A 22,619-nucleotide genomic window follows, 5' to 3' on the forward strand; every position below is an offset into this window, starting at 1 on the left:
GCGCGGTCCGCGGGTGACTGTCCCGCGAACCGGACCGCGTGAGAAACAAAGGACGAAAAGGGTAAAGACGATGGCGAAAGCAGCGACCCCCCAGAAGGCAACTCCGAAGGCGGCAGCCCCCAAGGCAGCAGCCCCAGTGAAAGCGGCCAGGGCTCCGGCAGCGGCGGCAAAGGCTGCTCCGGCCAAGGCAGCAGCGGCGCCGGCCAAGGCCGTGGCCGCCAAGACGCAGGCCGTGGCCACGAAAGCCACCGGCGTTGTCGGCAAGGTTCGCCAGGTCATCGGCGCCGTTGTCGACGTGCAGTTCGGCGATCACCTGCCGGCGATCCTGAACGCGCTCGAGACGACCAATGTCGGCAACCGCCTGGTGCTCGAAGTGGCCCAGCATCTGGGTGAAAACACCGTGCGCTGCATCGCGATGGACTCCACCGAAGGCCTGGTGCGCGGCCAGGAAGTGCGCGACACCGGCGCTCCGATCACCGTGCCGGTCGGCCCGGGCATGCTCGGCCGCATCATCAACGTCATCGGCGAGCCGGTCGACGAAGAAGGCCCGGTCGACGCAATCGAAATGCGCTCGATCCATCAGCCGGCTCCGACCTATGTCGAGCAGTCGACGGAAGCCCAGATCCTGATCACCGGCATCAAGGTGCTCGACCTCTTGGCGCCTTACGCCAAGGGCGGCAAGATCGGCCTGTTCGGCGGCGCCGGCGTCGGCAAGACCGTGCTGATCCAGGAACTGATCAACAACATCGCCAAGGCACATGGCGGCTATTCGGTGTTCGCCGGCGTCGGCGAGCGCACCCGCGAAGGCAACGATCTCTATCACGAGTTCATCGAATCCGGCGTCAACAAGAAGGGCGGCGGTGAAGGCTCCAAGGCAGCGCTGGTGTACGGCCAGATGAACGAGCCGCCGGGCGCGCGCGCCCGTGTCGGCCTGACCGGCCTGACGGTCGCCGAATATTTCCGCGACCAGGGCCAGGACGTGCTGTTCTTCGTCGACAACATCTTCCGCTTCACGCAGGCGGGTTCCGAAGTGTCGGCTCTGCTCGGCCGCATCCCGTCGGCCGTGGGCTACCAGCCGACGCTCGCCACCGACATGGGCGCGCTGCAGGAACGCATCACCACCACCACCAAGGGCTCGATCACCTCGGTGCAGGCGATCTACGTGCCGGCCGACGACTTGACCGATCCGGCGCCGGCGACCTCGTTCGCTCACCTTGACGCGACGACGACCCTCAACCGTTCGATCGCCGAGAAGGGCATCTATCCGGCCGTCGATCCGCTGGACTCGACCTCGCGCATGCTCGACCCGCTGGTCGTCGGCGACGAGCATTATGGCGTCGCCCGCCAGGTGCAGTCGATCCTCCAGCGCTACAAGTCGCTGCAGGACATCATCGCCATCCTGGGCATGGACGAGCTCTCGGAAGAGGACAAGCAGACGGTGGCCCGGGCCCGCAAGATCGAGCGCTTCCTGTCGCAGCCGTTCTTCGTCGCCGAAGTGTTCACCGGTGCGCCGGGCAAGCTGGTCGACCTCGCCGACACCATCAAGGGCTTCAAGGGCCTTTGCAACGGCGATTACGATCACCTGCCGGAAGCCGCCTTCTACATGGTCGGCGGCATCGAGGAAGCGGTCGAGAAGGCACAGCGCCTCGCGGCAGAAGCGGCGTAAATCAAGCGAATAGGGAGTAGTCAGTAGTCAGTAGTGAATAGCAGCTGGGCGAGTCGGATAGTTGTTCTCTCGCCCTACTCCCTACTCACTATTCCTACTCACTAAATTGACATGGCTGAAGCTTTCAAGTTCGAACTGGTTTCCCCGGAACGCCTGCTGGTTTCCGCCGAGGTCGAATCCGTCGTCATTCCAGGCGCCGAAGGCGAGATGACCGTCATGGCTCATCACGCGCCGGTCATGACCACGATCAAGCCGGGTGTCGTCACGGTGAAGAGCGCCTCGGGCAGCGAAGAACGCTATGTCGTGTTCGGCGGCTTCGCCGACATCGTGCCGGCCGGCTGCACGCTGCTGGCGGAGTCGGCTGTCTCGGTGAAGGATGTCGACCGCGCCGATCTCGCCCGCCGCATCCAAGAAGCCAGGGAAGATGCCGCGGACGCCAAGGACGACCAGTCGCGCAGCAAGGCCGAACAATTCCTTAGCCAGCTCACCACGCTGGAAGGCGCGATCCTGCCGGCCTGAAACGCGTCGCGGAACAACGGATTGAAAGCGGGGCCTTGCCCCGCTTTTTTGTTTGTCGGGACATTATGGCGTGAGAGTGGGTGTGGCGGCGGTGCCGGAGTTGCGCGACATCGGCAGGACTGAGGGGGCGCTGCGCCGCCGACATCAGGTTCTGTACCGCTCGCGCCTTACTGTCCTTCGGCTTCTATGCCGAGCGCAGCGAAGGCCAAAGTCGGGCCGTCTCGTCGCAGGTGGACGAGATGGACGGCCACGAGTTCGATCAGCGTCTGGCGCTCGGCGTGATCCCGGGCGAAGCCGGCCATGTCAAACACCGCTGTCGCGGTTTCGTTCGCCGGCAGCTGCTGGTCCAAAAGCGCGGTCATCGGCGCATCGAGCGGATCGGTGAAATGGCCTTCCGGCAACGTCTTTCCGCGCGCCGCGCAGGCGGCGATCCAGGCAGCCACCACCAGCGTGAGATGGACCAGCTCGGTGCCGGCTTCGAGGCACTCGACAGCCGAGGCGATAATGCGCTGCGGCAGTTTCTGGCTGCCGTCATTGGCGATCTGCGCCGTGCGGTGGGCAAGTGCCGTGTTCGAAAAACGCTCGGCAAGCTCGGCGGTATAGGCTGATGGGTCGAGGCCGGCATCGTCCGGCAATGTTGTTATGGCCTCTTGCCATAGCGCGTCGACGAACCGCCGGATCGCCGGATCGGCGAAGGCACTGTCGACCGTCGCGTGGCCGCAGAGCAGGCCGAGATAGGCGATGCCCGAATGCGCGCCGTTGAGCAGCCTCAGCTTCATGTCCTCGAAGGGAGCGACATCCCCAACCATGGTGACGCCGAATTTTTCCCAGGTGGGACGGCCCATGGGGAAATCGTCCTCGATCACCCACTGGCGGAAGGGTTCCGTCATCACGGGCCAGGCGTCCTCAATACCAAGTTCGCCCGCTATCCGTGCCCTGTCGGCGTCGATCGTGGCTGGCACAATGCGGTCGACCATGCTTGAGGGAAATGCGACGTGACTGGCGATGTGGTCGGCCATTCCGGCATTGCCCGCCGAACTGGCACTTGCATCGCGCAGCGTGGCGAATTCGATCAGCAGCCGGTGCAAGGTGGCGCCGTTGGCCGGCAGGTTATCGCAACAAAGCACGGTAAAGGGCGGGGTGCCAGCGCCCCGCCTCCGGGCGAGCGCTTCGGTCAGAAAACCATGCGCCGTCTTCGGTGTTCGCGGATTGGCCAGGTCGTGGACGATGTCGGCATGCGCTGCGTCCAATCCGCCGCCGGCCGCCCGCAAATAGGCTTTCTCGGTGATCGTCAGCGTCACGATGCGGGTACGCGGATCGGCCAGCACCGCCAGCACCGCTTCCGGGTCTTCCGGCGCCACCAGCAGCGAGCCGATCGAGCCGATGACATGCAGCTTCTCGCCGCCGCTGCCGCGCACAGCCAAGGTGTAGAGCCCGTCCTGCGGCGCCAGCGCGTCGCGCGTTTCCGCGCTGCGCAGCGACACGCCTGATATGCCCCAGTCCGTTTCTCCGGCCGCCAGGCATTCATCGATATAAGCGGCCTGGTGGGCGCGGTGAAAGGCGCCGACGCCCAGATGCACGATGCCCGGCGTGATTGCGCCACGATCATATCGAGGCGCGGCGACCTTGGCCGGCAATGCCTGCGCCGTGCGGTTGGAAAGGCGGTGGTCTGTCATCGGTTCGGCACTCATCTCGTGGAACGATTTGCGGGGTAACACTGACGGCGTCCGCCGACAATGCTCAGCTTTGCCTAGGAGTCATCATACAACAATCCGAGTTTTGTATGTTGACATTATTTCTGACCGATCCTACCCATGGAGCCGGAGGATGGCCGTGGCACTGACCAATGCGGATTTGCTGTTTTCAGCCGAGGCGCGTCCGCTGTCGATCGCCCGCGCCCTCTATGCCGGCATCAAGGACCTGCCCATCATCAGCCCGCACGGCCATACCGACCCGCGCTGGTATGCGCTGAACGAGCCGTTCCCCGATCCCGCGCAACTGCTCATCGTGCCGGACCACTATATTTTTCGCATGCTGTTCAGCCAGGGCGTGCGGCTGGAGGCTCTCGGCGTGCCGACCCTCGATGGTGAGCCCGTCGAGACCGACGGCAGGGCGATCTGGCGGTTGTTCGCCGAACACTATTACCTCTTTCGTGGCACGCCGACCCGATTGTGGTTCGACCATGTCCTTGCGCATCTGTTCGGCATCGAAGAGCCGTTGAGCGCCGCGACCGCCGACCGCCATTACGATACGATCGCAACGCTGCTGCAGTGGGAGAACTTCCGCCCTCGCGCGCTGTTCGAGCGCTTCAACATCGAGGTCATCGCGACGACCGAAGGCGCGCTCGACGATCTCAAATGGCACCAAATGATCCGCGACAGCGGCTGGGAGGGCCGTGTCGTCACCGCCTATCGGCCAGACGCCGTCGTCGATCCCGAATTCGAAGGCTTTTCGGCCAATCTCGATCGGCTCGGCGAGATCACCGGCTGCAACACCGGGACCTGGGCCGGTTATCTCGACGCACATCGCCAGCGGCGCGCCTTCTTCAAGAGCTTCGGCGCGACTTCGTCGGATCACGGGCATCCGACGGCGGAGACCGCCAATCTTTCCAACGCGGCGGCGCAGGAGCTGTTCAACCGGGTCCGCGCCGGCTCGCAGGATGAGCGCGAGCGAAAATTGTTTCGCGCGCAGATGCTGACCGAGATGGCCAAGATGAGCCGGGACGACGGACTGGTCATGCAGATCCATCCCGGCTCCATGCGCAATCACTCGGCTTCTGCTTTCCAGAAATTCGGCAGGGACAAGGGTTTCGATATCCCGACCCGGACCGACTATGTGACCGCATTGAAGCCATTACTGGACTGCGTCGGGCTGGAGCGCGACCTGACCGTCATCCTGTTCACGCTGGACGAAACCAGCTACGCGCGCGAACTGGCGCCGCTGGCCGGCGTCTATCCGGCGCTGAAGCTCGGGCCGGCCTGGTGGTTCCACGACAGCCCGGAAGGCATGCGCCGGTTCCGCGAGATGACCACCGAGACCGCCGGCTTCTACAACACGGTCGGCTTCAACGACGACACGCGCGCCTTTCCGTCGATACCGGCCCGCCACGACGTGGCGCGGCGGGTCGACTGTGCGTTCCTGGCGCGTCTCGTCGCCGAGCACAGGCTGCGTGAGGACGAGGCGCATGAACTCGCGAAGGAGCTTGCCTACACGCTTGCCAAGAATGCGTACCGGCTCTGAGCCGGGCGTTTCGATTTTCAAAGGGAGGAAGTCATGTTGCATTTTTCGAAATTGACGGCGGCGGCGACATTCGCCATCGGTTCGCTGCTGATCGGCGCTGCCAACGCCGAAACCGTGCTGCGATCCTCGGATACCCATCCGGACGGCTACCCGACCGTCGAGGCGGTCAAGTACATGGGCGACCTGATCAAGCAGCGCACCGCCGGCCGCTATTCGATCGAGGTCTATCACTCGGCGCAGCTCGGCGAGGAGAAGGACACGATCGAGCAGACCCAGGCCGGCGTCATCGACCTCGACCGTGTCTCGATGGGACCGTTCAACGGCATCGTGCCGGAGACCGCCGTGCCGTCGCTGCCCTACATGTTCCGCTCCGTCGAGCACATGCGCCACGTCATGGACGGCGCTGTCGGCGACCAGATCCTGAAGGCGTTCGAGGCGCATGATCTCGTCGGCCTCGCCTTCTACGATTCCGGTGCTCGGTCCTTCTACAACACCAAGAAGGACATTACCTCGATGGCGGACATGAAAGGCATGAAGTTCCGCGTCATCCAGTCCGATGTGTTCGTCGACATGGTCAACGCGCTTGGCGCCAACGCCACGCCGATGGCCTATGGCGAAGTCTATTCGGCGCTGCAGACCGGCGTCATCGACGGCGCCGAAAACAACTGGCCGAGCTTCGAATCCGCCAAGCACTACGAAGTGGCCAAGCATTACACGATGGACGAACACCAGATCGTGCCGGAAGTGCTGGTCATGTCGAAGGCAAGCTGGGACAAGCTCTCGCCGGAAGACCAGGCGATCGTGCGCCAGGCAGCCAAGGACAGCGTCGTCAAGATGCGCGAACTGTGGGACGCGCAGGAGAAGAAGTCGCGCGGCATCGTCGAGGCCGCGGGCGTCAAGGTCAGCGAGATCGACAAACAGCCGCTGATCGACGCGATGAAGCCCGTCTACGACAAGTACTTGTCGACGCCCGAATTGAAGGACCTGGCCGCCCGCATACAGGCCGAGAAATGAACGGCAGGGGCAATGGATCGAGCAGCGCGGAGGCCCCCGCGCTGCCTTCGGACGTGTCGGCCATGGGAGGATTCTGGCTGGGTGCGGAGCGGGTCCTGTCAGGGCTTGCCAGGCTGGCGCTTTGGATCAGCGGCGCCGGCCTGACGCTGATGACGATCATCATCTTCTGGCAGGTCTTCTCGCGTTATGTGCTGAACCGTTCGCCGAGCTGGACGGAATCCTTCTCGGTTCTGCTGATGGGCTGGTTCATTTTTCTCGGCGCCGCCGTCGGCGTGCGCGAACGCACCCATCTCGGCTTCGACGTGCTGCTCTATGTCCTGCCTGTTTCGGCCAAGGCGGTACTGCGCAGCATTTCCGACCTTGTCGTGCTGGCCTTCGGCGCCGGCATGATCGTCTATGGCGTGCAATTGGCCAGGCTGACCTGGAACACGGTCATGCCGTCACTTGCCCTGCCGGGCGGCGTCAGCTTCCTGCCGGTCATCCTGGGTGGGGCGCTGGTCTGCCTGTTTTCGCTGGAACGGCTGGCCGGGCGCTTTGCCGGCCTGCCCGTCGACGCCGACATTCATGCAACCGGCGAGGAGCCCTGAACCATGGCCCTGATCGTCCTCTTCGGCACCTTCGTGTTCCTGCTGGTCATCGGCACGCCGATCGCCTTCTGCCTCGGCGTCGCCAGCTTTGCCACGATCCTCACGCTTGGCCTGCCGCCGGTCGTCGTGTTCCAGCGGCTGAATTCCGGCGTCGCCGTGTTTTCGCTGATGGCCATCCCGTTCTTCATCTTCGCCGGCGACCTGATGGTGCGCGGTGGTATCGCCGCGCGGCTGGTCGCGCTGGCAGGCTCCCTGGTCGGTCATTTGCGCGGCGGCCTGGGGCAGGTCAACATCGCGGCGTCGACCATGTTCGGTGGCATCTCCGGCTCGGCGGTGGCGGATGCGTCGGCGGTCGGCGGCCTGATGATCCCGCAGATGAAGGCGCGCGGCTACGGCGTCGACTATGCCGTCAACATCACCTCGGTCGGGGCCATCATCGCACTTCTCATTCCACCGTCCCACAACATGATCATCTATTCGATCTCCGCCGGCGGCCGTATCTCGATCGCCGACCTGTTCACGGCTGGCGTGCTGCCGGGTCTGCTGCTGGCGCTGTCGCTGATGACAACGGCCTATTGGGTCGCCAGCCGCCGGGGATATCCGACGGAGCCCTTCGCCGGCTTCGGCCGGGCCCTGCAGCTGCTTGTCGCGGCCATTCCCGGGCTCATCCTGATCGCCATCATCTTCGGTGGCGTCAGGTCCGGTGTCTTCACCGCGACCGAGAGTTCCTGCATCGCCATCGTCTACGCCTTCCTGGTGACGCTGATCATCTACCGCTCGATGAGCTGGGGCGACTTCGTCGCGGCGACGACGGCGTCGGTGCGCACCACGGCCATGGTGCTGATGATCATCGGCTGCGCGGCGGCCTTCGGCTGGTTGCTCGCCTATCTCAGGGTGCCGGCGGCACTGGTCGCCTTTCTGCAGTCGGTGTCCGACAACAAGCTGGTGATCCTGCTGCTGATCAACGTCGTCCTGCTCATTCTCGGCACCTTCATGGACATGTCGCCGCTCATCATCATCACGACGCCGATCTTCCTGCCTGTGGTCATGGCCTACGGGGTCGATCCCGTGCATTTTGGCGTGATCCTCATCCTCAATCTCGGCATCGGGCTTTGCACGCCACCGGTCGGCGCTGTTCTGTTCGTCAGCTGCGCCATCGGGCGCATTCCGATCTGGACCGCGATGCGCTCGATCTGGCCATTCTACGGCGCCGCCTTCGCCGTGCTGATGCTTGTCACCTACGTGCCGGAAATCTCATTGTGGCTGCCGAGCCTGTTCCATTAGAGCGGTTCGGCGATCGTTGGAATCGTTGAACCGCTCTAACTCTTTGTGTTTACGCAATTCCACGCGGAAAGCCGCTACGCACTTTTCGTGGAATTGCACTAGGAGGTCACCGAGGTGTCCGATACCGCAAACGACCTCAGGGTCGAGAGAAAACCCAAGCTGTCGGAAACCGTCGTGGGGGCGATCCGCAAGCAGTTGCAGGCGGGCGAGATCCCGCCCGGCCACAAGCTGCCGACCGAGGGCCAGCTGACCGAAACCTTCGGCGTCAGCCGAACCGTCATCCGCGAGGCGCTGGCCAAGCTTGCCGCCGACGGTCTGGTCGAGCCGCGGCAGGGCGCCGGGGTGTTCGTCACAGAGCATATTTCGACCATGTTCGGGGCGCTCGCCGCCGACATGGGAGCCAAGGATTCGGTCGCGCTCAACGTGCTCGAGGTGCGGCTGGCGATCGAGATCGAATCGGCTGGGCTCGCTGCCATCCGTCGCAACGCCGCGCAGGAGGCGGCGATCCAGGAAGCCTTCTTCGAGTTCGAGCGGCTGCTGCTCGGCAGCCAGCCGACCGGTCCGGCCGACCTCGCCTTCCATCGCGCCATCGCCAGCGCCACCAACAACCCCTTCTATGTCGAGATGCTCGACGTGCTCGGCCGGCGCGCCATTCCGTGCGACGTGACCTCGCCCTGGTCGACCGAACTGGCGCAGTCCGACAGCTACCAGCGCGGGCTGCAGCGCGAGCATCTGGTGATCCTGAACGCGATCACGGCGGGCGATGCCGAAGCCGCGCGCGAGGCGATGCGCACCCATCTCGGCGCCAGCCAGCAGCGTTACCGCGAGCGGCTGCAGGCGCGGCAGGCCTACTACGCCAGCTCGGTCAAGGCGGCCGCGGGCGAATGATCCACCGAAAGCCAGGACAGAAATGAGCCAGAACCACACCGACTACACATCGCGCTTCGCCATCGACCCGGCGGCCGCCGCCGCCATGGGAACGGATGAGCTGCGCCATAATTTCCATATCGAGGATCTCTTCCAGCCCGGGCGCATCAGCCTGACCTACACGCACTACGACCGCATGATCGTCGGCGGCGCCGTGCCTGCGGCAACGGCATTGCCACTGGAAGCGATCAAGCCGACCGGCACCAAGGGGTTTCTCGACCGGCGCGAATTGATCGCCGTCAACATCGGCGGCGCCGGCACGATCGAAGCCGGCGGCCAGTCCTTCGACCTGCGGGCGCGCGACATGCTCTATCTCGGCATGGGCACCGACACGGTTTCCTTCGCTTCTGCTGATAGGAACGACCCCGCCAAGTTCTATCTGCTCAGCGCCCCGGCGCATCAGCCTCATCCCAGCCGGCTGATCCGCCTCGATGACGCCAAGCGCCTCGATCTCGGCAGCAAGGAGGCCTGCAACGAGCGCTCGATCTTCCAGTTCATCCATGCCGGGGGAACAAAAACCTGCCAGCTCGTCGTCGGCATGACCCAGCTGGCGCCGGGCTCGATCTGGAACACCATGCCGTGCCATGTGCATGACCGGCGCATGGAGGCCTATCTCTATTTCGACCTGCCCGAGGCGGCCCGCGTCTTCCACTTCATGGGCGAGCCGGACGAGACACGCCACATCGTCATGCGCAACGAGGAGGCGGTGCTGTCGCCGGGCTGGTCGATCCACTCTGGCGCCGGCACGTCCAACTATGCCTTCATCTGGGCGATGGCCGGCGACAATGTCGACTACACCGATGTCGATCCGGTGGCGATGGACATGCTGCGGTGAGCGACCTCTCCGCCTTCAGCCTGGCCGGCAAGCGCATCCTGGTGACCGGCGCCAACACCGGCATCGGCCAAGGCATTGCCATCTCGATCGCGCGCGCCGGTGGCGCCGTGATCGGCGTCGGCCGCTCATCGATGGACGATACCGCGAGCAAGGTAGGCGCTGTGGGCGGCCAATTCGAGGCGGTGAGCATCGATCTTGCCGACACGGCAGCAGTCGGACCGATGCTGGACCGCGTCTGGGATCAAAACGGTCCGATCGACGGGCTGGTCAACAATGCCGGCATCATCCGGCGCGCGGATGCCATCGATCTCGGCGAAGCCGACTGGGACGACGTGATCGACGTCAATTTGAAGTCCGTCTTCCTGCTGTGTCAGTCCTTTGCGCGGCGCCTCCTTGCCGGTGGACGCCAGGGCAAGATCGTCAACATCGCCTCGGTGCTGAGTTTCCAGGGCGGCATCCGCGTCGCGTCCTACACGGCGTCCAAGCATGGCGTGCTCGGCATCACCAGGCTGCTCGCCTGCGAGTGGGGGGCGAAGGGCATCAACGTCAATGGCATAGCGCCGGGCTATATCGACACCAACAACACGCAGGCGCTGCGCGCCGATCCCGACCGCAGCGCGGCCATCCTCGGGCGCATTCCCGCCGGCCGCTGGGGCGAGCCCGGAGACATTGGCGATGCCGCCGTCTTCCTGCTGGCGCCGGCCTCGAACTACATGCATGGCGCGGTGGTGCCGGTGGATGGGGGATGGCTGGCGCGATGAGGAGAAGACGATGACCGAGCCGAAGATTTTCGCGCATGCCGGCCAGGGTGCCTGGACGCCGACCCCGGACGGCAATCGCCGGCGGGTTCTCCTCACCACCGACGAACTGATGATGGTCGAATTCGGTTTCGATAGGGGTGGTGTCGGCGCCCTGCATTCGCATCCGCATGTGCAGGCGAGCTATGTAGCCGAAGGCCGTTTTGAGGTGACCATCGACGGCCGGACCGAAATCGTCGAGACCGGCGGCAGCTTCATCGTGCCGTCCGGCCTGGTGCACGGCGTCAAGGCGCTCGAGGCGGGGCGGCTGGTCGACAGTTTTACGCCGCACCGCGCCGATTTCCTCGCCTGACCGACGATTGCTCGGCCAACGAAAAACCCGCGCCTCCAGGGAAGCGCGGGTTGTTGCCTGGGCGCCAATGGCGCCGCGGTACTCAAAACATCACCGCAGGGTGCGAAAGCTGCCGCATCATGGTGAAGATAGACTTAATGCGCGTCAGGTGATGCGCCTGAGCAGGCCGAAAAGCCGTTCGAACGTCTTGCCATAGGGTGGCCGCAGAAGGCTCCCCGCGCTCAAGCGCGACTGCAGGAAGACCGGTTTCTCCTTGCTGAAGGTGCGGAAACCCCATTCGCCGTGATAGGCGCCCATGCCGCTGGCGCCGACACCGCCGAAGGGCTGGTTCTCCTGCACCAGATGCAGCATGCAGTCGTTGATGGTGACTCCGCCGGCGACCGTCTCGCGCAGGATGCGCTGGCGGTTGCCGCCGTCGTTGCCGAACCAGTAGAGCGCCAGCGGCCGTTCGGCGCTGTTCACATAAGCGATCGCGTCGTCGAGCGTGGCGTATTCGACGATCGGCAGCATCGGGCCGAAAATCTCCTCGCGCATCAGCCTTAGGTCCGGGCCGGCGTTGCTGACCAGGGTTGGCAAAAGCTTCCGGCCCGCATTGCCGAGGTCTTCGCCGGCCGGGTTGATTTCGGTGACATCGGCACCCGCGTCGCGGGCTTCCACGATCATGGCGCGCAGACGCTGGTAATGCCGATCGCTGATGATGGCGGTATAGTCGGGGTTGTCGCGCAACGAGGGGTAGAGCCGCGCCATGGCGATCGCGAGCTTCGCGGCGACCGTACCTGCTTGTCCCTTCGGCACCAGCAAATAGTCCGGCGCGATGCAGGTCTGCCCGGCATTCAACAGCTTGCCATAGGCGACGCTGGCGACCGCGGTGTCAAGATCGCAGGAGGGGTCGAGGATCGCCGGCGACTTCCCGCCGAGTTCGAGCGTGACCGGGGTCAGGTTGGCGGCGGCGGCGATCGCAACCTGGCGTCCGACCGCCGTCGAACCGGTGAACAGCAGATGATCGAACGGCATCGAGACGAAGGCTTTCCCCGTATCGGCATCGCCGGCGATGACGCTGAGTTCATCCGGGGCGAAATGTTCGCCAGCCAGCCTGGTCAGCAGCCCGGAAAAAGCAGGCGTCAGTTCGGAAGGCTTGACCAGCACGCGGTTGCCGGCGGCAAGCGCGGCCGTAACCGGCGCGACGGCGAGCTGAAAAGGATAATTCCAGGGAGACACGATACCGACGACCCCGAGCGGCTGCGGCACGAGGCGGTTCCGGCCTGGCAGAAACGGCAAGGTGGTGGCAACGCGGCGCTCCCGCATCCAGCCGCCGACATGGGCGAGCGCATGGCGAATGCCGGCGCGCACGACGAACAGTTCGGCCAGGCGGGTCTCATGCGCCGAGCGGCCGCCGAAGTCGGCATCGATCGCAGCGCAGATTTCAGTCTCGTGCCGCTCGGTCAGCGCCAGCAGGCGCCTCAGCCGGTCCTTGCGGGCGCCAAGGTCGGGAAAGGGTTGTGCCTTGAAGGCGGCGCGCTGCAGCCGGAACCGCTCGCCCAGCAAATCCTGTCTCACCTGCAGCATCGCGCCCTCCGTGGCGTATCGGCGAGGGCAAGCTTACATCGCAACGCGGCGGAATCCATCAGGGGTGCGTGTGCCGCAGGGGAAGGCGGTGCCGGCGGTGTTGCCGAGGGCATTGAAGGGGCTGTTGTGATGGGATGAGCGGTGGGCTACTCCAAGGCCTCACAAGGAGTCGCCCTTGACCATCTTGCCCGATCTCTCCCGTACGCGAAACATCGCTTGCCGCCAGGCGGCTGTCTGATGCCGGCGCAGGCGGCGGGTATCAGGGCCGGGGATCCCAAGCGGCGCGTCCTGAAGGAGGTGTTCGGCTTCGACGATTTTCGCCCCGGCCAGGCCGACGTGATGGATACACTGCTTGGCGGGCGCCATGTGCTGGCCGTCATGCCGACGGGCGCGGGCAAATCGCTCTGCTATCAGGTTCCAGCGCTGGTTCTGGGCGGGCTCACCCTCGTCGTCTCGCCGCTGGTAGCTCTGATGCAGGACCAGGTCGCGGCGCTGCGGCTTGCCGGCGTGGCGGCCGATACGATCAATTCCTCGCTCGACCGCGAGGCCAATGTCGCGGCGTGGCGCCGTGTGGCATCTGGCCAGACGCGGCTGCTCTATCTGGCGCCGGAGCGGCTGATGACCGAGCGCATGCTGGACGCCCTTTCCAGGCTCCACGTCAGCCTGATCGCCATCGACGAGGCGCATTGCATCTCGCAATGGGGTCCGGCGTTCCGGCCCGAATATGAGGATCTGTCCCGGTTGCGAGGCATCTTTGCCAATGTGCCGATCATCGCGGTGACGGCGACTGCCGATGAGAGCACGCGTACCGACATCGCCGCCCGCCTGTTCGCCGAGCAGGTCGAAACGCTGGTGCTCGGTTTCGACCGGCCCAACATCAAGCTGGCCATCGCGCCCAAGCAGGACAGCAAGCGCCAGCTGCTCGGCTTCATCGAGCGCCATGCGGGCAAGAGCGGCATCATCTATTGCTTGTCGCGCAAGAAAACGGAAGAGATGGCGGCCTTTCTGAAGCGCAACGGTGTCACCGCGCTCGCCTACCACGCCGGCATGAGCAAGGAGGCGCGTGAAGCCAATCAGAACGCCTTCATGACCTTGTCCGGCGTCGTCATGGTGGCAACCATCGCGTTCGGCATGGGCATCGACAAGCCTGATGTCGCCTTTGTCTTCCACACCGATATGCCGGGCAGCCTGGAAGCCTATTATCAGGAAATCGGCCGTGCCGGCCGCGACGGACGCGAGGCCGAGGCGCATATGCTTTACGGCCTTGGCGACATCCGCATGCGCCGGCTGTTCATCGACGACGAGGATGCCTTGTCAGAGCACAAGAGGCGGTCGCACCGCCGGCTCGACACGCTGATCGGCTATTGCGAGACGGCGCAATGCCGCCGCCAGGTGCTGCTCGGCTATTTCGGCGAAGAGGCCCAGGCCTGCGGCAATTGCGACAACTGCCTCGACCAGGCGCCGCGCGCCGATGGCAGTGCCGAAGCGCGGAAGATCCTGGCGGCGGTCACAGAGAGCGGCGAGCGCTTCGGCGCGGCCCATGTCATCGATATCCTGCTTGGCCACGAGACCGAGAAGGTGCTGGCGAGAGCTCATCAAACACTCAGCAGTTTCGGCACCGGCGCCGCGCACAGAAAGACAGTGTGGCTGTCGCTGGTCCGGCAACTGGTGGCCGGCGGGTTCCTGATGCCGGATCCCGAGGGCCATGGCGGTCTCGCCATCTCCGAAAGCGGCCGCGCGCTCGGCCGTGGCGAGATTGCATTCCAGTATCGCGTCGAGACGCGGGACCCTCTGGCGCGCGGCAGGAAGCGTTCCGGGGAAGGCGCCGCCGCCGGAGCCGAGGGCGTCGATGCTTCGCTGCTGGCGGCGCTCAAGTCGCTGCGGCTACGGCTCGCCAAGGAGCGACAGGTCCCGGCCTATGTGGTGTTTTCCGACCGCACGCTCATCGACATGGCCGACCGCCGCCCGCGCGACCTCGACGCCTTTGCCGAAGTGAATGGCGTGGGAGGGGCCAAGCTCAAGGAGTTCGGCGCGGTTTTCCTGGCCGCGATCGCCGCGCAACAGCCTGATTGAAAGCTTGATGGCGAGCGGTAGGGCTGATCAGGCTGGTCGAATGAGCAGTAAAAGCCAGGTCATCAAAGTTGGGAGCGCAGCCTGCTGGCCAGCCAGTCCGAAATTTTTTCCCGCAGGGGACGCGCTTCCCATTCGGCCAGGGTAACTTGCCGGGATCTCCCAAGGTCTTGGTTGAACAGGTCGATCTGCGTGTTCGCGAAATCCCTGCCGTAGACGTTCAGACTGGCTTCATCGTTCAGCCGCAAGGAGCGTTCGTCCAGATTGGTGGAACCAAAGCTCGTCCAGATGTCGTCAACGATCAGCAGCTTGGGATGATACATGGTGGGTTGAAACTCGTAGATACGCACTCCAGCCCTAAGCAAGTCGCCCCAGAAATAGCGCGAGCCCTTCCGAACCAAAGGCACGTCGGTGAGCGCATTCGGAACGATCACATCGACAGACACGCCTCGCTTCCTGGCGTCCAGGATCTGCTGGAGGGCGATGTCGTCGGGGACGAAATAGGCCATTCCGATTCGCAGGTGATCCCTCGCGGCGGCTATCGCGGCCAGCATCATCAATTCCATGTTCTCCGAGCCATTTGGCTGCGAAGAAAGTATCAGCTGGGCGCCGAGCGACCCCGCCGGTTCGGGCGGAGGGTTGAACTTCCGACCCTGCAATGTCTCACCGGTCGTCTCCAACCAATTTTCGGCAAAGGCTGCCTGGAAAGCAGGCACGGCGGTCCCTTCGATCCGATAGTGCGTATCGCGCCATTCATCCGGATTGCGGGCGTCTCCCCGCCATTTGTCGGCGATGCCGACGCCGCCCGTAAAGGCCACCCGTCCGTCGACGATGAGCAGTTTGCGATGGGTCCGGTTGTTCACGCGGTCCAACGTATACCAATGGATCGGCCGGTAGCGCTGGAACCTCACGCCGGCTCCTGTCATGATATGGATCAAGTTTTCATCGAAAGGCAGACTGCCGACCCAGTCGACGAGCACCCGGACCTCGACACCTTGCCGCGCCTTGGCCGCCAAGGCTTGTGCGAATTCATATCCAACGGCCCCAGACCAATAGATATAGGTCTCAAAATCGATGGTGGACCGGGCCGCGCCGATCGCCTGGAGCATCGAAGGAAAAATCTCGTCGCCGTTCACAAGGGTCTGCACCGCGTTCGCGTTTGACATCTGTCCCAGCGAGTAGCTGCTCATCGACCTCGCGAACTGCGGATCCGATGCGTCGAAGCGATGCGGGACAATCGTCCGCAAAACCCGCGGTTCAGGGGTCAGGTTTATGGCCGCCAACGTGGCCAGACCGGCGACAACCGCAACGGCCACATAGCTTAATCCCTTGAGCAGCGGGCTGAATTTTCGATCCAACCGCGTTGGCTTCGCGCCCCTCAGGAACGCCACGAGACCGGCAGCGCGCATGTTAGTCGCCCTGCTGCTTGCGATCGCGATGTTTCTCGATGTCCTCGGGCTCTTCATCGTCGATGCGGGTGATGGTCGAAGCCGAACTGTTTGATCTCAGCATTTCGTCCAACTTGGCATGAATGGCCTGGGTATCGCGATGTTCAGCCCGCTGAATGAAGAGCGTCATGGCCCAGGTGAGGAGCGTAGCCGCGCCATGCCAGTTCAAGCTTTGCCGGTCGAAAACGATCCAGAAGATCGCATAGGCCAGCAGGACCAGGAATGCTGCCGGACGAGAGGTCCACGTGCCGATCGAGGTGAGCGCGCCGGTAATGGGGTGATTTGCCATCAGCAGGAACTTTCCACGGTAACGCAGGTTCCCGCGAGCGCGTCGGCGAAGGCTGCCGTGCGGCACAGTTGTCTGCAGAAAGCGCCGTCAGGCCCTGACCATCCGTCTGGGTTGGGCGTTGTCTCGAACGGCTGCAGCGTCAGAGGCTGCAATGGGAGCCTTGCGATCTCGGGCCTGTCTCGGAGTGCCGCAGCGTCGGGACGTCCTCACGCAGGCAGCCCGGCGAGTACTGCGCCAATACCCTTTCCAGACGCGCCAGAAGGACTTTCCTCGACTTTATCTCGTACCCCAACCGCAATGTGCCTCCCATGCTTTTGCGGTTGGTGGTCAACTCCTGCTGGAGGATGCCGATGCGGATGCGTACCTCATCGGCCTGTGCTCGAAGTGCTGCCTTGATTGGCCCTCGACCTTGCATGCTGAACTCGATCTCCCCTGGAAACGGATATCGAACTTGAGGGACATGCTTTGGTTCCTCGGCATCGCTTCTTATTTTCCGACCCGCGACAGCCGGTCGCGTCCCGCCGCACGCATGTCAGCGCCTGTCGGCGATCATTATCGCCGAGGATGGGGACGAACCCGCGAATTGGCGGTAGCCGATGCCGCCGGCATTTTCTATTTGGGGGAATGGCGGAGAGGGAGGGATTCGAACCCCCGATGGGCTTGCACCCATGCCGCATTTCGAGTGCGGTGCATTCGACCACTCTGCCACCTCTCCGCGGTCATGGTCGGCCGTTGCCGGCGCGGCGCACTAGATAACGGCTGAACGGGCAGGTTACAAGGCCAAATCCACCGGAAATTCAGCTTCCTGTCCGGGCCTCGGTCGGAGTGCCACGCTCCGTCCTCGGCAGGAGTCTGGCCCGCATGGCAGGGAACCCGGCCCGTTTGCCTTGACTCCTACGCAACCTTCGGTTAGGGACAGCGCGCAATCGGCGTGGAGGGTTCTTCCACGCCGCTTGTTTTTTGAACCCGCAGACTGACAAAAAGACGGCCGAACCGCCAGAGCGGTTCATTAAGGCCGACCGAACAGCGAAAGGCAAAAAATGTTCGCAGTCATTAAAACGGGCGGTAAGCAGTATCGCGTTGCCGCCAACGATCTCCTGAAGATCGAAAAAGTCGAAGCCAATGTCGGCGACATCGTCGAGATCGGCCACGTGCTCGCTCATGGCGAGGGCGAGAATGTCACGTTCGGCGCGCCGTTCGTCGATGGCGCCCTGGTGACCGCCGAAGTCGTCGAGCAGGGCAAGAACCGCACGGTCATCGCTTTCAAGAAGCGTCGCCGCCAGAATTCGCGCCGCAAGATCGGCCATCGCCAGCTTTTGACCACCGTGCGGATCTCCGAGATCCTGCTGGGTGGCGCCAAGCCCGCCAAGAAGGCGGCCGTCAAGGCGGAAGCCAAGGCTGAGGTCGCTCCCGAGGCCGCGCCGAAGGAAGCCAAGGCCAAGAAGGACGCCGCCCCCAAGGAAGACGCGAGGGCCGAGGCCGTCGCCGCGCCGCTGTTCAAGGCGCCGAAGGGCGAGCCGGACGACCTGACCGTGATCAAGGGCATCGGCCCGGTCGCCGCCAAGGATCTCGCCGAGCAGGGCATCATCACCTTCGCGCAGCTCGCCAAGCTGACCGAGAAGGACGTTGTCAAGATCGACGAGAACATGCCGTTCAGCGCCGACCAGATCAAGGACTGGCGCGAGCAGGCCAAGGAACTGGCCAAGAAGTAAGGCGAACCGGCGCGAAACGTCGCCGGATCGGACTTGAAACGGAACGCGAACGCGTTCATAAGACCATTCAAGCGCCCATGGGCGCATCGGAGTTAGTTAGATGGCACACAAGAAAGCTGGCGGCTCGTCGCGCAACGGTCGCGACTCGCATTCCAAGCGTCTGGGCGTGAAGAAGTTCGGCGGCGAAGCCGTCATCCCGGGCAACATCATCATTCGTCAACGCGGCACCACCTGGCATCCCGGCGTCAATGTCGGCATGGGCACGGACCACACCCTTTTCGCGCTCGAAACCGGCGCCGTGACGTTCAACAAAAAAGCCAACGGCCGAACCTACGTATCGGTCAACCCGATTACCAAAGCCGCGGAGTAGCCGGTTCCGCACTAGAACACCGGCGCCCATCTCGGGACCGGTGTCTGGCAAAACCAGGAAAAGGATCAGGGGAGATGGGTTTCCATCTCCCCTTTTTCTTGTGCCTGGAGGACTTTGAAATGGTTGCCGAAGCGGAAGACAGTGAAGACGAAAGTTATGCGATAGACTGCCCGGTGCTGGTCACCGAGCGGCTGGTGATGCGCGCTCCCGATGAGCGGGATATCGCGCAACTGGTCGAGCTTGCCGACAACCGTCACGTTGCCGAGATGCTGGCGCGCATGCCGCACCCCTATGGGGAGGCCGAGGGACGTGCTTTCCTCGCCATGACCAAGGCGCGGCGCGCCGGCATCGCCTATGCGCTGACGCTGGCGGGCACCGACACTTTCGTCGGCTGCGCCGGGCTGAACACCACCGATCGCGGCCTTGAGCTCGGCTACTGGATCGGCGAGCCCCACTGGAAGAAGGGCTACGCCACGGAAGCCGCGCACGCGCTGGTCGACCTCGCCTTCCAGAAGACGTCGATCCAGGTGCTGCAGGCCTCGACCAGGGTCATCAATCCGGCTTCACGCCGCGTCATACACAAATGCGGCTTCCAATATGCCGGCCAGGGCATGCTGAATTCGATCGTCGCCGGCCAGGTGCCGGTCGAGCGTTATCGGCTCGACAGGAAAACCTGGACGAGCCTGCGCAATTGGATCCACTTCTAGGTGCGTCGATATTCAGGTGAGGCCGGCCTGACCTGAATATCGGCAAACCTTGGCGCGTGGGGCGAAACAGGACAAATCAGCTGGGGACCGGACTTGGGCTTAGCCCAGTTCGACCCAAACCGGCCGGTGGTCGGAACCGACTGACTGTCTGTCGACCCACAGGCGCTTCAGCGACCGGGCAAGCGACGCGCTGGTGAAGACGTAGTCGATGCGCTTGTGGCGGCTGGCGTTGGTGGGGTCCTTGGGGTCGACCCAGGAGACGAGATCGTCGCCGGCGACATCGAGGCGCAGGGCGGCATCGACGGCGAAGTCGGCGGTCAGCGGCATGCCGAATTCATGGTCCGGCCGGCCGGCAAGTTCGACATATTCGGGCGAACCGGCCAGCATGTTGAAATCGCCCATGCCGACAAAGGCTTCCGGATGCGGCAGTTCCGGCAGGCCGATCTCGGCGACGCCGGACAGCGCGCCGCCTTCGAGCGCATAGTTCAACAGGCGCTGGCGCAGGAACTGGATCTGACTGGCGCGTTCGACCGGGCTGCGGTGATCGAGATGGATGGAATAGAAGCGGATGAAACCAAGCGGCGTCTCGATCAGGGCTTCCAGCGCGCCGCGCTGGAAGTTCATCATCTCGAAGCTGCGGCTGCGCGGCAACAACAGGTTGCGCGACAGATGAATGGGCGTTTTCGACAAGACCATGTTGCCGAGCTGGAAGGTCGTGGTGATGGCGCGGCCGTCCTCGATGCGCGAGCCGATATTGGCCTCGAAATTGCTGCCATAGACGGCGAAATAATCGGGCAGCGCCTCGCCGATCTCGGCCACCATGTCGCGGCTGCCGTTCCGGGGATTGTTGCGGGTGACCTCCTGCAGCGCGATTACGTCGGCGCCGCGCACCGCGTCGGCGATGCGCCCGAGATCGTAGCGTCCATCGAGACCGATGCCGTACTGGATGTTGTAGGTTACAAGCTTCATTCCGACGTCTCTCCGGCCAACCCCGCGCGGCCATCGTCACAAAACGGCCTCGCCCTTCGCCGCGCCTTGGTTTAGAGCAAGGCCCAAGGTTTAGAGCAATGCCGCAAGGCCAATAAAAGAAACTGCAGTCCCATGAAATTTCTCGATCAAGCCAAGGTCTATGTCCGCTCGGGTGACGGGGGCGCCGGTTCGGTGTCGTTCCGGCGCGAGAAGTTCATCGAGTTCGGTGGCCCGGATGGCGGCGATGGCGGCCGCGGCGGCGATGTCTGGCTGGAAGCGGTCGACGGGCTGAACACACTGATCGACTATCGCTACCAGCAGCATTTCAAGGCCAAGACCGGCGTCCACGGCATGGGCCGCAACATGACCGGCGCCAAGGGCGCCGATGTGACGCTGAAAGTGCCGGCCGGAACGCAGGTCTTCGAAGAGGACAATGAGACGCTGATCTGCGACCTGACCGTCGTCGGCCAGCGCTTCCTCCTTGCCAAGGGCGGCAATGGCGGCTTCGGCAACCAGCATTTCAAGACCTCGACCAACCAGGCGCCGCGCCGCGCCAATCCCGGCCTTCCCGGCGAAGAACTCAATATCTGGCTCAGGCTGAAGCTGATCGCCGACGCCGGGCTGGTCGGGCTGCCGAATGCCGGCAAGTCGACATTCCTTGCCGCCGTCACCGCGGCCAAGCCGAAGATCGCCGACTATCCGTTCACGACGCTGCATCCGGGTCTCGGCGTCGCCCGCATCGATGCGCGCGAATTCGTCATCGCCGACATTCCAGGTCTGATCGAAGGCGCGCATGAGGGCGTCGGCATCGGCGACCGCTTCCTCGGCCATGTCGAGCGCACGCGCGTGCTGCTGCACCTGGTCTCCGCGCAGGAGGAGAATCCGGGCAAGGCCTACAAGACCGTGCGGGCCGAGCTCGAGGCCTATGGCCACGGCTTGACCGACAAGGCCGAGATCCTGGCCCTGAGCCAGGTCGATACGCTCGACGCAGACGCGCGCAAGAAGAAGGTCGCCTCGCTGAAGCGTGCCGCCGGCCGCGCGCCGATGCTGCTGTCGGCGGTCACCGGCGAGGGCGTCGAGGCGGTGCAGCGGGCGTTGATGGCTGTCATCGCGGAGGCGCGTGCGCGGATCGTCGCGCCGGTCGAGTCGCGCTGGGAAAAGTAAGGTCATGCAGCCGCTCAGGAAATACCGGCGCATCACCGTCAAGATCGGCTCGGCATTGCTCGTCGATCGCGCGAGCGGCCTGAAGCGCGACTGGCTGGCCTCGCTCGCCGACGACATCGCGGTGCTTGCCCAGGGAGGAGCCGAAATCCTCGTCGTGTCGTCGGGCGCCATCGCGCTCGGCCGCACCATCCTTGGCCTTGGAAAGCGCGCCCTGAAGCTCGAGGAGAGCCAGGCCGCCGCCGCCGTAGGGCAGATCGCGCTCGCCGGCGCATGGTCGGACGCGCTCGGCAAGGGTGCCTTGAAATCGGGCCAGATCCTTTTGACGCTCGGCGACACCGAGGAGCGCCGGCGTTATCTCAACGCGCGGGCCACCATATCGACGCTGCTCAAGATGAAGGCGGTGCCGGTCATCAACGAGAACGACACGGTGGCGACCTCCGAAATCCGCTATGGCGACAATGACCGGCTGGCGGCCCGCGTCGCCACGATGATGGGCGCGGACCTTCTGGTGCTGCTCTCCGACATTGACGGGCTCTACACCGCGCCGCCAGCGTCGGACCCCGGTGCAAAGTTCATTCCGGTGGTCGACCGCATCACACCAGACATCGAAGCGATGGCGGGAGCCGCCGCGTCCGAGCTGTCGCGCGGCGGCATGCGTACCAAACTCGACGCGGGCAAGATCGCCAATGCTGCGGGCACGGCGATGATCATCACCTCCGGCACAAGGCTGTCGCCGCTGATGGCGATCGAGCGTGGCGAGCGCGCGACATTCTTCAAGCCCAGCGCCAATCCGGTGAAAGGCTACAAGACCTGGATCGCCGGCCAGCTCGAACCGGCCGGGCGGCTGACCGTCGATGCGGGCGCCATCGGCGCGCTCATTTCGGGCAAGTCGCTGCTGCCGGCCGGCGTCAAGCTGGTCAGCGGCAACTTCTCCCGCGGCGACACGGTGGCGATCCTGTCGCCCGAGGGCCGCGAGATCGCGCGCGGGCTGGTTGCCTACGATGCCGCCGATGCCGTAAGGATCGCAGGCCTGAAGACGGCCGAGATCGAGACCGTGCTCGGTTACGAGGCGCGCTCGGCGATGATCCACCGCGACGATCTCGTCGTAAGTCACGCCGGAAGCGACACAAGCGGAGGATGAG

The 22,619-nt window shown here is 64.2% G+C and carries 21 protein-coding genes and 1 tRNA gene; 16 read left to right on the top strand and 6 right to left on the bottom strand.

Annotated elements, in window-relative coordinates; genetic code table 11:
• Positions 1 to 70 precede the first annotated feature (70 nt).
• Positions 71 to 1,666 carry a F0F1 ATP synthase subunit beta gene (atpD, locus tag FJ950_RS09235; RefSeq protein ID WP_181171137.1) on the top strand — a complete coding sequence of 532 codons (1,596 nt, stop codon included), beginning with the start codon at positions 71 to 73 and terminating at the stop codon, positions 1,664 to 1,666.
• 111 nt (positions 1,667 to 1,777) lie between these two features.
• Positions 1,778 to 2,185, top strand: a complete 408-nt coding sequence (locus FJ950_RS09240) for a F0F1 ATP synthase subunit epsilon (protein ID WP_140616580.1) — start codon at positions 1,778 to 1,780, stop codon at positions 2,183 to 2,185.
• Positions 2,186 to 2,352: 167 nt separating this feature from the next.
• Here the strand turns inward: FJ950_RS09240 and FJ950_RS09245 are convergent, their stop codons facing one another.
• Positions 2,353 to 3,861: a mannitol dehydrogenase family protein gene (locus FJ950_RS09245; RefSeq protein ID WP_181171139.1), complete on the bottom strand. Its 1,509-nt coding sequence runs from the start codon at positions 3,859 to 3,861 to the stop codon at positions 2,353 to 2,355.
• A gap of 151 nt (positions 3,862 to 4,012) precedes the next feature.
• On the opposite strand from FJ950_RS09245, the gene uxaC reads away from it, so the two are divergent.
• From uxaC to FJ950_RS09285, 8 genes are all read left to right on the top strand, one after another.
• Positions 4,013 to 5,425 carry a glucuronate isomerase gene (gene uxaC / locus FJ950_RS09250; protein ID WP_181171141.1) on the top strand — a complete coding sequence of 471 codons (1,413 nt, stop codon included), beginning with the start codon at positions 4,013 to 4,015 and terminating at the stop codon, positions 5,423 to 5,425.
• 33 nt (positions 5,426 to 5,458) lie between these two features.
• Positions 5,459 to 6,439 carry a TRAP transporter substrate-binding protein gene (locus FJ950_RS09255; RefSeq protein ID WP_140616581.1) on the top strand — a complete coding sequence of 327 codons (981 nt, stop codon included), beginning with the start codon at positions 5,459 to 5,461 and terminating at the stop codon, positions 6,437 to 6,439.
• Positions 6,440 to 6,501: 62 nt separating this feature from the next.
• A complete protein-coding gene (locus tag FJ950_RS09260; protein WP_140616582.1) occupies positions 6,502 to 7,026 on the top strand; it encodes a TRAP transporter small permease in 525 nt (174 codons plus the stop codon).
• Positions 7,027 to 7,029: 3 nt separating this feature from the next.
• Entirely contained in the window at positions 7,030 to 8,310 is a 1,281-nt protein-coding gene (locus tag FJ950_RS09265) for a TRAP transporter large permease (RefSeq protein ID WP_140616583.1), read from the top strand.
• A gap of 114 nt (positions 8,311 to 8,424) precedes the next feature.
• Complete coding sequence (locus tag FJ950_RS09270; protein WP_140616584.1) at positions 8,425 to 9,198, top strand: FadR/GntR family transcriptional regulator; 774 nt, start codon at positions 8,425 to 8,427, stop codon at positions 9,196 to 9,198.
• Positions 9,199 to 9,220: 22 nt separating this feature from the next.
• Entirely contained in the window at positions 9,221 to 10,072 is an 852-nt protein-coding gene (kduI, locus tag FJ950_RS09275; RefSeq protein ID WP_140616585.1) for a 5-dehydro-4-deoxy-D-glucuronate isomerase, read from the top strand.
• The gene (gene kduD, locus FJ950_RS09280) at positions 10,069 to 10,833 is read left to right on the top strand and encodes a 2-dehydro-3-deoxy-D-gluconate 5-dehydrogenase KduD (protein ID WP_140616586.1); all 765 of its coding nucleotides are present in this window, start codon (positions 10,069 to 10,071) and stop codon (positions 10,831 to 10,833) included. The genes kduI and kduD overlap by 4 nt, the downstream gene beginning before the upstream one ends.
• A gap of 10 nt (positions 10,834 to 10,843) precedes the next feature.
• Entirely contained in the window at positions 10,844 to 11,182 is a 339-nt protein-coding gene (locus tag FJ950_RS09285; protein ID WP_140616587.1) for a cupin domain-containing protein, read from the top strand.
• Positions 11,183 to 11,326: 144 nt separating this feature from the next.
• Here the strand turns inward: FJ950_RS09285 and FJ950_RS09290 are convergent, their stop codons facing one another.
• A complete protein-coding gene (locus FJ950_RS09290; protein ID WP_140616588.1) occupies positions 11,327 to 12,748 on the bottom strand; it encodes a coniferyl aldehyde dehydrogenase in 1,422 nt (473 codons plus the stop codon).
• Between the two features lie 237 nt (positions 12,749 to 12,985).
• Here FJ950_RS09290 and recQ point away from each other — a divergent pair, with 237 nt between their 5' ends.
• Positions 12,986 to 14,821: a DNA helicase RecQ gene (gene recQ / locus FJ950_RS09295; protein ID WP_140616589.1), complete on the top strand. Its 1,836-nt coding sequence runs from the start codon at positions 12,986 to 12,988 to the stop codon at positions 14,819 to 14,821.
• Positions 14,822 to 14,883: 62 nt separating this feature from the next.
• On the opposite strand, the gene FJ950_RS09300 is transcribed toward recQ, so the two are convergent.
• From FJ950_RS09300 to FJ950_RS09310, 3 genes are all read right to left on the bottom strand, one after another.
• On the bottom strand, positions 14,884 to 16,227 hold the full coding sequence (locus FJ950_RS09300; RefSeq protein ID WP_210242352.1) for a phospholipase D-like domain-containing protein: 1,344 nt from the start codon (positions 16,225 to 16,227) through the stop codon (positions 14,884 to 14,886).
• A gap of 1 nt (position 16,228) precedes the next feature.
• Complete coding sequence (locus FJ950_RS09305; protein WP_318011701.1) at positions 16,229 to 16,621, bottom strand: low affinity iron permease family protein; 393 nt, start codon at positions 16,619 to 16,621, stop codon at positions 16,229 to 16,231.
• A 559-nt stretch (positions 16,622 to 17,180) separates the two neighbouring features.
• Positions 17,181 to 17,270 (bottom strand) — tRNA-Ser (locus FJ950_RS09310).
• Between the two features lie 325 nt (positions 17,271 to 17,595).
• On the opposite strand from FJ950_RS09310, the gene FJ950_RS09315 reads away from it, so the two are divergent.
• The 3 genes from FJ950_RS09315 (at position 17,596) to FJ950_RS09325 (ending at position 19,344) form a co-directional block, all read left to right on the top strand.
• Positions 17,596 to 18,267 (top strand): 50S ribosomal protein L21, encoded by a 672-nt coding sequence (locus tag FJ950_RS09315; protein ID WP_140616591.1) that lies wholly within the window; start codon positions 17,596 to 17,598, stop codon positions 18,265 to 18,267.
• A gap of 100 nt (positions 18,268 to 18,367) precedes the next feature.
• The gene (gene rpmA / locus FJ950_RS09320) at positions 18,368 to 18,637 is read left to right on the top strand and encodes a 50S ribosomal protein L27 (protein WP_015315190.1); all 270 of its coding nucleotides are present in this window, start codon (positions 18,368 to 18,370) and stop codon (positions 18,635 to 18,637) included.
• Positions 18,638 to 18,756: 119 nt separating this feature from the next.
• Positions 18,757 to 19,344 carry a GNAT family protein gene (locus FJ950_RS09325; RefSeq protein ID WP_023771744.1) on the top strand — a complete coding sequence of 196 codons (588 nt, stop codon included), beginning with the start codon at positions 18,757 to 18,759 and terminating at the stop codon, positions 19,342 to 19,344.
• Positions 19,345 to 19,443: 99 nt separating this feature from the next.
• On the opposite strand, the gene FJ950_RS09330 is transcribed toward FJ950_RS09325, so the two are convergent.
• The gene (locus tag FJ950_RS09330; RefSeq protein ID WP_140616593.1) at positions 19,444 to 20,313 is read right to left on the bottom strand and encodes an endonuclease/exonuclease/phosphatase family protein; all 870 of its coding nucleotides are present in this window, start codon (positions 20,311 to 20,313) and stop codon (positions 19,444 to 19,446) included.
• A gap of 132 nt (positions 20,314 to 20,445) precedes the next feature.
• Here FJ950_RS09330 and obgE point away from each other — a divergent pair, with 132 nt between their 5' ends.
• Positions 20,446 to 21,477, top strand: a complete 1,032-nt coding sequence (gene obgE, locus FJ950_RS09335; RefSeq protein WP_140616594.1) for a GTPase ObgE — start codon at positions 20,446 to 20,448, stop codon at positions 21,475 to 21,477.
• Between the two features lie 4 nt (positions 21,478 to 21,481).
• Positions 21,482 to 22,618, top strand: a complete 1,137-nt coding sequence (gene proB, locus FJ950_RS09340; RefSeq protein WP_015315193.1) for a glutamate 5-kinase — start codon at positions 21,482 to 21,484, stop codon at positions 22,616 to 22,618.
• The last annotated feature ends 1 nt before the right edge of the window (position 22,619 follow it).

The organism is Mesorhizobium sp. B2-3-14 (assembly GCF_006442175.1).
Taxonomy (GTDB): domain Bacteria; phylum Pseudomonadota; class Alphaproteobacteria; order Rhizobiales; family Rhizobiaceae; genus Mesorhizobium; species Mesorhizobium australicum.

Coding starts and splice junctions, on each gene's coding strand:
- atpD (WP_181171137.1), top strand. CDS start 71: ATGGCGAAAGCAGCGACCCCCCAGAAGGCAACTCCGAAGGCGGCAGCC.
- FJ950_RS09240 (WP_140616580.1), top strand. CDS start 1,778: ATGGCTGAAGCTTTCAAGTTCGAACTGGTTTCCCCGGAACGCCTGCTG.
- FJ950_RS09245 (WP_181171139.1), bottom strand. CDS start 3,861: ATGACAGACCACCGCCTTTCCAACCGCACGGCGCAGGCATTGCCGGCC.
- uxaC (WP_181171141.1), top strand. CDS start 4,013: ATGGCCGTGGCACTGACCAATGCGGATTTGCTGTTTTCAGCCGAGGCG.
- FJ950_RS09255 (WP_140616581.1), top strand. CDS start 5,459: ATGTTGCATTTTTCGAAATTGACGGCGGCGGCGACATTCGCCATCGGT.
- FJ950_RS09260 (WP_140616582.1), top strand. CDS start 6,502: ATGGGAGGATTCTGGCTGGGTGCGGAGCGGGTCCTGTCAGGGCTTGCC.
- FJ950_RS09265 (WP_140616583.1), top strand. CDS start 7,030: ATGGCCCTGATCGTCCTCTTCGGCACCTTCGTGTTCCTGCTGGTCATC.
- kduI (WP_140616585.1), top strand. CDS start 9,221: ATGAGCCAGAACCACACCGACTACACATCGCGCTTCGCCATCGACCCG.
- FJ950_RS09285 (WP_140616587.1), top strand. CDS start 10,844: ATGACCGAGCCGAAGATTTTCGCGCATGCCGGCCAGGGTGCCTGGACG.
- FJ950_RS09290 (WP_140616588.1), bottom strand. CDS start 12,748: ATGCTGCAGGTGAGACAGGATTTGCTGGGCGAGCGGTTCCGGCTGCAG.
- recQ (WP_140616589.1), top strand. CDS start 12,986: ATGCCGGCGCAGGCGGCGGGTATCAGGGCCGGGGATCCCAAGCGGCGC.
- FJ950_RS09300 (WP_210242352.1), bottom strand. CDS start 16,227: ATGCGCGCTGCCGGTCTCGTGGCGTTCCTGAGGGGCGCGAAGCCAACG.
- FJ950_RS09315 (WP_140616591.1), top strand. CDS start 17,596: ATGTTCGCAGTCATTAAAACGGGCGGTAAGCAGTATCGCGTTGCCGCC.
- rpmA (WP_015315190.1), top strand. CDS start 18,368: ATGGCACACAAGAAAGCTGGCGGCTCGTCGCGCAACGGTCGCGACTCG.
- FJ950_RS09325 (WP_023771744.1), top strand. CDS start 18,757: ATGGTTGCCGAAGCGGAAGACAGTGAAGACGAAAGTTATGCGATAGAC.
- FJ950_RS09330 (WP_140616593.1), bottom strand. CDS start 20,313: ATGAAGCTTGTAACCTACAACATCCAGTACGGCATCGGTCTCGATGGA.
- obgE (WP_140616594.1), top strand. CDS start 20,446: ATGAAATTTCTCGATCAAGCCAAGGTCTATGTCCGCTCGGGTGACGGG.
- proB (WP_015315193.1), top strand. CDS start 21,482: ATGCAGCCGCTCAGGAAATACCGGCGCATCACCGTCAAGATCGGCTCG.